General features: G+C 34.0%; 11 protein-coding genes and 2 rRNA genes. 8 read left to right on the forward strand and 5 right to left on the reverse strand.

Annotation, left to right across the window (positions count from 1 at the left end; genetic code table 11):
• Both A9G37_RS03185 and rrf read left to right on the forward strand, forming a co-directional pair.
• Positions 1–668: ribosomal RNA gene (locus A9G37_RS03185) — 23S ribosomal RNA — on the forward strand; the annotation flags it as partial.
• Positions 669–807: 139 nt separating this feature from the next.
• Positions 808–923: ribosomal RNA gene (gene rrf / locus A9G37_RS03190) — 5S ribosomal RNA — on the forward strand.
• 116 nt (positions 924–1,039) lie between these two features.
• On the opposite strand, the gene A9G37_RS03195 is transcribed toward rrf, so the two are convergent.
• Both A9G37_RS03195 and A9G37_RS03200 read right to left on the reverse strand, forming a co-directional pair.
• Positions 1,040–1,237, reverse strand: coding sequence for a hypothetical protein (locus tag A9G37_RS03195; protein WP_202961575.1), 198 nt, complete (start codon positions 1,235–1,237; stop codon positions 1,040–1,042).
• Positions 1,238–1,757: 520 nt separating this feature from the next.
• A complete protein-coding gene (locus tag A9G37_RS03200; RefSeq protein ID WP_065574605.1) occupies positions 1,758–3,095 on the reverse strand; it encodes a replication-associated recombination protein A in 1,338 nt (445 codons plus the stop codon).
• Positions 3,096–3,273: 178 nt separating this feature from the next.
• Here A9G37_RS03200 and lolA point away from each other — a divergent pair, with 178 nt between their 5' ends.
• Positions 3,274–3,867, forward strand: coding sequence for an outer membrane lipoprotein chaperone LolA (gene lolA, locus A9G37_RS03205; protein ID WP_034913659.1), 594 nt, complete (start codon positions 3,274–3,276; stop codon positions 3,865–3,867).
• A 113-nt stretch (positions 3,868–3,980) separates the two neighbouring features.
• Here the strand turns inward: lolA and smpB are convergent, their stop codons facing one another.
• Positions 3,981–4,463 (reverse strand): SsrA-binding protein SmpB, encoded by a 483-nt coding sequence (gene smpB / locus A9G37_RS03210; RefSeq protein WP_034913656.1) that lies wholly within the window; start codon positions 4,461–4,463, stop codon positions 3,981–3,983.
• A gap of 33 nt (positions 4,464–4,496) precedes the next feature.
• On the opposite strand from smpB, the gene A9G37_RS03215 reads away from it, so the two are divergent.
• Genes A9G37_RS03215 through A9G37_RS03235 form a run of 5 tightly spaced genes read left to right on the forward strand, consistent with a single transcriptional unit; the run spans position 4,497 to position 6,416 of the window.
• Positions 4,497–4,958, forward strand: a complete 462-nt coding sequence (locus tag A9G37_RS03215; protein WP_051634262.1) for a type II toxin-antitoxin system RatA family toxin — start codon at positions 4,497–4,499, stop codon at positions 4,956–4,958.
• A 1-nt stretch (position 4,959) separates the two neighbouring features.
• Positions 4,960–5,238 carry an RnfH family protein gene (locus A9G37_RS03220; protein ID WP_034913651.1) on the forward strand — a complete coding sequence of 93 codons (279 nt, stop codon included), beginning with the start codon at positions 4,960–4,962 and terminating at the stop codon, positions 5,236–5,238.
• A gap of 16 nt (positions 5,239–5,254) precedes the next feature.
• Complete coding sequence (gene zur, locus A9G37_RS03225; RefSeq protein ID WP_051634260.1) at positions 5,255–5,689, forward strand: zinc uptake transcriptional repressor Zur; 435 nt, start codon at positions 5,255–5,257, stop codon at positions 5,687–5,689.
• Positions 5,677–6,033: an EamA family transporter gene (locus A9G37_RS03230; RefSeq protein WP_034913647.1), complete on the forward strand. Its 357-nt coding sequence runs from the start codon at positions 5,677–5,679 to the stop codon at positions 6,031–6,033. Before zur ends, A9G37_RS03230 begins: the two co-directional genes overlap by 13 nt.
• Positions 6,033–6,416: a DMT family transporter gene (locus tag A9G37_RS03235; RefSeq protein ID WP_034913644.1), complete on the forward strand. Its 384-nt coding sequence runs from the start codon at positions 6,033–6,035 to the stop codon at positions 6,414–6,416. Before A9G37_RS03230 ends, A9G37_RS03235 begins: the two co-directional genes overlap by 1 nt.
• 220 nt (positions 6,417–6,636) lie before the next feature.
• Here A9G37_RS03235 and A9G37_RS03240 read toward each other — a convergent pair whose 3' ends face one another.
• Positions 6,637–6,852 (reverse strand): DUF4177 domain-containing protein, encoded by a 216-nt coding sequence (locus A9G37_RS03240; protein WP_034913640.1) that lies wholly within the window; start codon positions 6,850–6,852, stop codon positions 6,637–6,639.
• Positions 6,853–7,347: 495 nt separating this feature from the next.
• Positions 7,348–8,889: SGNH/GDSL hydrolase family protein (locus A9G37_RS12775; RefSeq protein ID WP_176701853.1), on the reverse strand; the 1,542-nt coding region annotated here is incomplete at its 5' end.

The following is an 8,889-nucleotide window of genomic DNA, read 5'->3' on the forward strand; positions in this document are numbered from 1 at the left end:
CTGGTGGGTAGTTTGACTGGGGCGGTCTCCTCCCAAAGAGTAACGGAGGAGCACGAAGGTTAGCTAATCCTGGTCGGACATCAGGAGGTTAGTGCAATGGCAAAAGCTAGCTTGACTGCGAGAGTGACGGCTCGAGCAGGTACGAAAGTAGGTCATAGTGATCCGGTGGTTCTGAATGGAAGGGCCATCGCTCAACGGATAAAAGGTACTCCGGGGATAACAGGCTGATACCGCCCAAGAGTTCATATCGACGGCGGTGTTTGGCACCTCGATGTCGGCTCATCACATCCTGGGGCTGAAGTAGGTCCCAAGGGTACGGCTGTTCGCCGTTTAAAGTGGTACGCGAGCTGGGTTTAGAACGTCGTGAGACAGTTCGGTCCCTATCTGCCATGGGCGTAGGAAAATTGAGAGGGTTTGCTTCTAGTACGAGAGGACCGAAGTGAACGCACCGCTGGTGTTCGGGTTGTGATGCCAATTGCATTGCCCGGTAGCTACGTGCGGGATAGATAAGTGCTGAAAGCATCTAAGCACGAAACTAGCCTCGAGATGAGTTTTCCCTGAAGAGATTCAGTAAGGTCCGTTTGAGACTAAGACGTAGATAGGTCAGGTGTGTAAGTGTAGTGATACATTGAGCTAACTGATACTAATGAACCGAGAGTCTTAACCTTACAACTCGGAGTTGTTTTGGGTTACGTGGTAAAGAGTTGATAAAAAGTTGAGAAAGCAGTTTGTTCCGGATTGAGAGATGGGTATTGATATGAGATAATGGTAGAAGATATCAATACTAATTGAAAGAGACAGGATATGTCTGGCGGTAATAGCGCGGTGGTCCCACCTGACCCCATGCCGAACTCAGAAGTGAAACGCCGTAGTGCCGATGGTAGTGTGGGTATTACCCATGTGAGAGTAGGGTGCCGCCAGACTTTTAAATATAGAGCCCAGCAGTCATGCTGGGCTTTTTGCTTTTACATTATTATCTTATAATATGTAAAAAATCACTTAGTTGCTTTTGCTTTATTTGTAGTAACTTAACCTTAACCTATCTTATATTTTTATCTATAATTGATATATATTTAGGTTTCTTTCTTAAATTGTTTAGTAAGTTTTTATCATCATCTTTCCACCAATATTCTTTATATATAGCTGGTTTTTTAAATTCATAAATCCTAATTAAACCTAACAAACCTGATGGTGAATCGGCTATAAAATCCCAACCATTCTTTTCAGCACAGTACATTTTTAACTTTTCGTCATACCAAATTTGGTATCCTTTTTTATCTAATATATTGAGTTCAGTGTTTGATATATTCAGATAATGCCGGCATAAAATTAATCCTATTTCATAATTTTAATAGTTTACAGCGAGCTGAAGTGTGATTATCTCATTTTTAATACAAAACTAACGTAGAAAATCATGCTAGTTGTTTTTGTGTTTTGTATTCAATAGGCGTTATATTATTTAATGTCTCATGATTTTTTCAGTATTATAAATGGTAAGTCATTTTCGGTCATTCTATTTGTTTGCTCCAGGTTGTTAAAATGATACAAATCTAACCCGACATATTTTTAGATAAAAAGCACTTTAATTATTTAAAATTTTATACTCAAACACATAGTTTCCTGAAAGTTTTTAACATTATTTTAAGATTTAAAGGTAGGTACAAAAATAAGTATGTAGAAATAGTATTCTCCATTTTATAATTATTTTGTTAGATCAAATACCTTCAGAATATTTTTATAAAAAATAAACATAGCCTCTATTTTTTAGACTTATAACGTTGAATAGAGCTTGAGAGGTTTTGTTCTTCTATCCATGCTAATTTTTCAGTATAATTTTTTTCAGCACCACGAGTTGTTGGGCGATAATATTTTGTATTAGCCATTTCTGGCGGGAAGTAATTTTCACCTGCTGCGAAAGCGTTGGGTTCATCGTGGGCGTAACGATACTCAGCGCCATAACCTAAGTTTTTCATTAAGCTTGTTGGAGCGTTGCGTAAATGCTCAGGAACATCATAATCAGGTTTTGATTCGGCATCAGTCATTGCTTGTTTAAATGCAAGGTAAACTGCATTACTTTTTGGCGCACAAGCAAGATAGATGATTGCTTGTGCAATCGCACGTTCACCTTCAGCAGGACCAACTCTTGTAAAGCAGTCCCATGCGGCAAGTGCTACTTGCATAGCTCTAGGATCGGCATTACCAACATCTTCCGAGGCAATGGCTAATAATCGACGTGCAACATAAAGCGGATCCCCCCCAGCAGAGATAATTCTGGCATACCAATAAAGAGCGGCATCAGGTGCGGAACCACGTATTGATTTATGTACCGCGGAAATTAAATCGTAAAAACGATCGCCTTGATTATCGAATCTCGCACTACGTTCTCCCATAACTTCTTTGAGTAAATCAGGTGTAAGTTCATGCTCATCTGACATGTCAATTAATAGTTCAAGAGTATTGAGTGCTCGCCTCGCATCGCCACCAACGAATTCTGCAATTTGTTTTTTTGTTTCTTCGGGTAGATTGATGTTTTTATTACCATAACCACGGTTAGGATCGTCCATTGCCTGCTGTAAAATTTGCTCAATGTCATGGTTGGTTAATGATTTGAGTAAATAGACTCTTGCACGAGATAATAACGCAGAATTTAATTCAAATGATGGGTTTTCAGTTGTTGCTCCAATAAACGTAACAGTACCGTTTTCGACATAAGGCAAAAACGCATCTTGTTGACTTTTATTAAAACGATGAACTTCGTCAACAAATAATATAGTGCGGATCCCTGCTTGCTGATTAATTTTAGCACGTTCAATTGCTTCACGAATATCTTTTATGCCAGATGTAACGGCAGAAACTCGTTCAACTTTAGCATTAGCATAATGAGCAATAATTTCAGCTAGAGTTGTTTTGCCAGTGCCAGGCGGCCCCCAAAGGATCATTGAGTGTAAATTTCCAGCTTCAATTGCTTTTGGTAGCGGTTTATCTTTCCCCAATAGATGAGATTGACCTATATATTCAGCTAGATTACGCGGGCGCATTCTAGCTGCTAATGGTTTAAATTCATCAGTAGTAAATTCAAAAGACATACTCGGCATGGCAGGTATTTATCCGCATTTGTAAAATAAAACCTATTATATACTTGTTATTTTGTAAGTGAAAAAAGAAAAGAAAATATCTTTCCCCACTAGAATAAAAACGTTAATATTTCAATCTTATATAGTAATCAAAATATATTTAACATATTTTTATAGAAGAAATACATAAGGATTGGCTATGAAAAAGTTTTTACTTTTAATTGGAGCATTAGTTAGTTTATCTGCATGGGCTGGCGATAAAGAAGTATTACAACAACGTTTAGATAAAATTGACGGGTTTTATGCAAGGTTTTCGCAAGATGTGAAAACGGCCGATAATCAACAAGTACAAGAAGGTAAAGGCGATTTATGGGTTAGTAGACCTTACTATTTTAATTGGACGATGAATGAACCTGATGAAACATCGATTATTTCTGATGGAAAGAATATGTGGGTATATACACCAGCAGTTCAACAAGTTAGTGTAATGGACTTGAAAAAAGCGATTGATAACCGATTAATGTTACTAATTACTGACAGTCAGAACCCAATTTGGAATGTTTATAATGTCACTCGTAAACAAGATTCGTTTACCCTAAAACCAACAGATGGGTCTAATCAAGACTTTATTATTTCGGTATTACCTACAGGTATGATTTCTAACTTTACTATTATAGAAGAAGATGGCCAACGTAGTTTTTATGACTTGTCTCGACAAACACTAGGTAAAGTCGCATTAGATAAATTTAAATTTACTCCGCCAGCAGGTGTAACTGTTGATGATCAACGTTAGTATATTGTAGATTTATAATGTACTAAAAAAGATAGCGCTAGCAAATCTAATTGAAACAGAAATTGAATCGATATCTACTGCTAGCGTTATGTTTTACGGAGTGAATCAAAACATTACCGATTTGCGTTTTTCATAATACGTGCTTTATCAACTTGCCATTGGCGTTCTTTAATATCGGTACGTTTATCGTATTCTTTTTTACCTTTGGCAACACCAATTTTTACTTTTGCCCATGCATTTTTCCAATATAACGAAAGGGCAACAACCGTATAGCCTTGGCGGTTAATCTGACCAAATAATGAGTTGAGTTCACGCTCATTTAGCAGTAACTTACGATTGCGCATAGGTTCACAAATAACATGTGTTGAAGCAACATTTAATGGCGTAATAGTTGCACCAAATAACCATGCTTCACCATCTTTAAGTAAAACATAGCTATCGCTAATATTTACTTTACCTGCACGGAGTGATTTTACCTCCCAACCTTGCAGGGATAATCCCGCCTCAATTTCCTCTTCAATAAAGTACTCATGGCGTGCGCGTTTATTTAATGCAATAGTTGCCGATCCCGGCTTGTGTGATTTTTTCTTAGTCATAATGTGCGTTATTATAGAGTTACGTGATATTATATGCTACTAATTTTAACTTTTTATTTTATTATTATGGCGCATGTTTTTCACGAAGTTATCGAGCCTTACTCAATTGAACAAATGTTTGCTTTAGTTAATGATATAGAGAAATATCCAGAATTTATTCCTGATTGTATCGCATCTGGTATTATTAGAAAACAAGATAATATTATGGCTGCATTTATTGAGGTTGAAAAGTTCGGTTTTAAAAAATCTTTTACTACATTAAATAGAGCCAATGAACCTAACTCAATTGATATGACTCTTTTAGAAGGCCCGTTTAAACAATTATCGGGTCGTTGGCAATTTGTTAAAATTACTGAAAACCAAAGCAAAATTAGTTTTAATTTAGATTTTGAGTTCAAAAATAAATTATTAGATATGACTTTTACCCCTGTATTTAAAGAAATCATGACTAGTATGGTTAATGCGTTTTCAAAAAGAGCAAGGCAGATTTATTAAAATGATCAATATTCAAGTTGTTTATGCGTTACCGAATAATTCGACAGTAATTAACTGTAATGTTGATGAGCAAACGAATGTCTTGCAAGCAATTACAAAATCCAATATCTTATCGTTATGTCAGATTAAACTAGATGCGCATTTAATCGGCATCTATGGAAAACGTTGTGATCTTAATGAATTGGTTAAAAATGGCGATCGTATTGAAATATATCGCCCTTTAATCAATGATCCTAAAGAAATAAGACGAAGAAAAGCTGCACAAAAAAATTATGGCTAAAGGTAAAGGATATTAAATGCATAATCTGTTAATTGAAAAGATTGAAACTTTATGCAAAAAACGTGGTATTAAACTGACAACGCAGCGTCGAACAGTTTTAGATATTATGTTAACGGCAAATAAAGCAATGAGTGCCTATGATCTTTTAGATCTACTCAAACTAAGCGAACCTCAAGCTAAACCTCCCACAATTTATCGTGCACTTGAATTCTTACTTGAACAAGGTTTTATCCATAAAGTGGAATCTTCTAATAGCTATATTATTTGTCCACATTTTCAAGATCCTGAACATATTTCAATTTTATTCATTTGCGATAAATGTCAACAAATCATCGAAAAACATTCACAAGATATCGAACATCAATTTAAACAGTTAGCACAACAAAGTGATTTTTTAATCAAACATAGTGTGCTAGAAATACACGGATTTTGCCAGCAGTGTCAACCTTAATTATTGTTCTTTGGTTAATTAATATTGCCTGTGATACTGTTGGGCAAATTGCATTTAAGTATGCCGCAATTACTTCAAAAAATAAGCAGGGTTTACATTATTGGCAAAAATTATTTAGCAACTTTTGGCTTTGGTTGGGGTTTGGCACATATTTTATCGGTTTTATTTTTTGGCTAGCATTTTTAAGTAAAGTGCCTTTGTCGCAAGGTATTTTACTAGGTTCATTTAATATCATTACTGTTATGTTAGCTGGCCGTATCTTATTTCAAGAGCACCTTACTTTATTTCGTATCATTGGTATATTTTTTATTACTACAGGCGTAGTTTTAGTGGGGCTTACGTAATGAAAAAATTTTATATTATTGGATTCATTTTACTATTATTTTTTGACACATTTGGTCAAACAAGCTTTAAATTAACAGCAATATCAGCTATGCCATTTGAAGTGAGTATTGATTGGTTAATCCGTATTTTTACTTATGGTTGGGCTTATTTAGTAATGCTTGGCTATACAGGGGCATTTGTCACTTGGATGGTATTATTAAAAAAAGCCCCAGTGGGTCCAGCTTTTGCCGCTTCTCATTTACAGGTGGTTACAGTAATGTTGGTATCGGTTATTGTTTTTGATGAGCAAATTACATTGACACGCATGCTTGGTGGGTTATCTATCATTATAGGTATTGTTTTTTTAGCTCTAGCAGAGCAAAAATTACAGCATAAATCCTAAAGTTGCCTATTTTATACTGAAACATAGTGTTTCCTGAAACTTTTTAACAAAGAATTAATACTTCCAATTTACTAATTTAGCAATTAGCCAGTTTGAGTTTATCTTATTTAGTAGAAATAATATGCCCTAATGAGCATATTGATTTTTAACCTTACAACTATTAATTTAAAATATTATTACCTGTAATGGATTATTTTAATAAAAATTCTTTTGAGATTATTTAAATACGGTCACGCTCAAGGATAACAATGTGAGCTTCTCGATCCCAGAATAAGAACAAGCGGCGTATCTCTCTTTCCATCGTTACTACACGCCAGCCTGCTTCAGCATTTTTATTTAATAACTCGGCAAACCTAGCTGGATTAACATTAGCTGATCCAAAAAGAAATGAAGAAAAAGCGTTTTCTTGATAAATAACTACCTTATATTCTTTCATAAAAGATTAAAACTCCAATAATTTATTTAAATTGACATTGAAAATTTTTAATATTATATACTGTTAAGACTTAAGTATCTAGCGTATAACAATTTTGTTTGATCTAAAAAATAGATATGTTCAATTTATATTAAAATTGTTAACCATTTTAAATATAACCCTATTTTGCTCGACGTTAGCCTGACTAAGCACGAGGATATTACGACCTGATACAGGTTATTAGACTCTTTATCTACTTTGCTTATTTGGTCAAGCTAAAGGTACAATTGCTTGGTGTGAAATGGTAAATTATAGGAAAAACTAATAAGTTAAACAAATACACATAATATCTTACCGATTACTCATCATCGGAATGATGTAGTTGACCTTTATAAGAGTTATGAATTTGGTTTTTTATTCATGAAAGGTATATGATGCAAAACGCGATAATTAAATGATAAATCAATTGATAATTGCATTTTGCATCAGTTTCAATATAAGAAAATAAATTTCTTTTTAACGATCTGTATACCAAACCTCAAATCGACTTAACTCAACATTCATTTCTTGAGTCAACCCTGCGCCACAGTATCGATAGATATTACCAGCAACACCAGATATTGGCGGAATACTATTTGTTACACCTTCCCACGATATTGTTTTTATCTGTGATTCATTCTGATAAAAATCTATTGTTGCATAGCCATTTTGATTAAAATACGCTCTCAATTTAATGCAGTGTTTCCCATCACTATCAACACTAACGGCCACAGAATCTCCAATTTTGGTATAATTTGATTCTTTCGTTTCCGTGTTATAGCGATGAACATAGATTGAAACAGTAGCGCCAAATCCAAAAAGTATAATACCATTTATCGTATTTTTTCTTCTCCCATTTGCTTGAACTAAAAAAATACCAGTTCCATTAGCAAACATTCCTTCCAAATAAATATTTGTTATTTTATCTTTATTGAATAATTGTATAACATTTGTTCCATAGTTGTCGTAAATGTCCGGTGAAAATTGAAATGATACAATTCGTGACGGTTCTGCTATTGGTGCTATTAATGTTTTATAATCTCGAAAAATACCCGTATTTTGTAATATATTTTTGTTTACCAATTTTGCTTGATAATTTGCAACAAAATCAAAATGACCAAACAATACCCCGGTAACAATATTATTATCTCCAACTAATTGAATCCGATTTAACCCATATTTTAATTGTCCTATATAATGGGGCGCATCAACCGTACTATAATCGTTAAATTGAAATGATAAAAAACCTGGTGTTGTTTTAATGATATTACCCGTTAATATGTCAGTTATTTTTATTATTGAGTCATTCGCATCATTTAATAGCATTCTGTAAATAATTGATGCGTCAACGTGCTCACACCATACCCAGATGTCCATCAGTATTTGATTTCTACAATCAAATTTAGATGATAAAACAAATGGATTTACCCCAAACTTAGCATTTGTTGTTGTAGACATAGCATCACTGCCAATCGGTGAATTAGACCTTGGATCTAAAAAATAAATGCTTTCATATGTATTATTACTGTCTATTTTTACTATATTATTAAATAGTATATTAGCTAACCAACTCGCTTGATATTGATGCCCTAAATCTCCCCAATGAGTTTTATCTGGTTGTAAATCAGCATAATTATATTTATCTGTGTTTTTTTGCATCCAATTTTTCATTGCTGTATCTAAGTCAAAAATAGGAATGTTTCGCATTTTTGCTATGTATTTTTTGAGATTATTCAGTCGCTCTATTTTTAATAATTTATTATCACCATGTCCAGTCAATCTTGAACGAACAACGTTACATGTTAATAAAATTGGTAGTGCACCTGATTTTTTTATTTTATCTATTAATAAATTTGTTTGAATTAGTGTGTCATTTAATACGTTAGTATTATTAGAACTTGCATCATTAATACCAAACCCAATAAAAACAATATCACATTTCCCGTAAAATTGATTATTTACTATCAATTTTTCGTAATTGTTTGTTGCCCATCCATTATCTAACCGTTGCCCAGAAAA

This window comes from Gilliamella sp. GillExp13 (genome assembly GCF_001690815.1).
Taxonomy (GTDB): Bacteria; Pseudomonadota; Gammaproteobacteria; order Enterobacterales; family Orbaceae; genus Gilliamella; species Gilliamella bombi.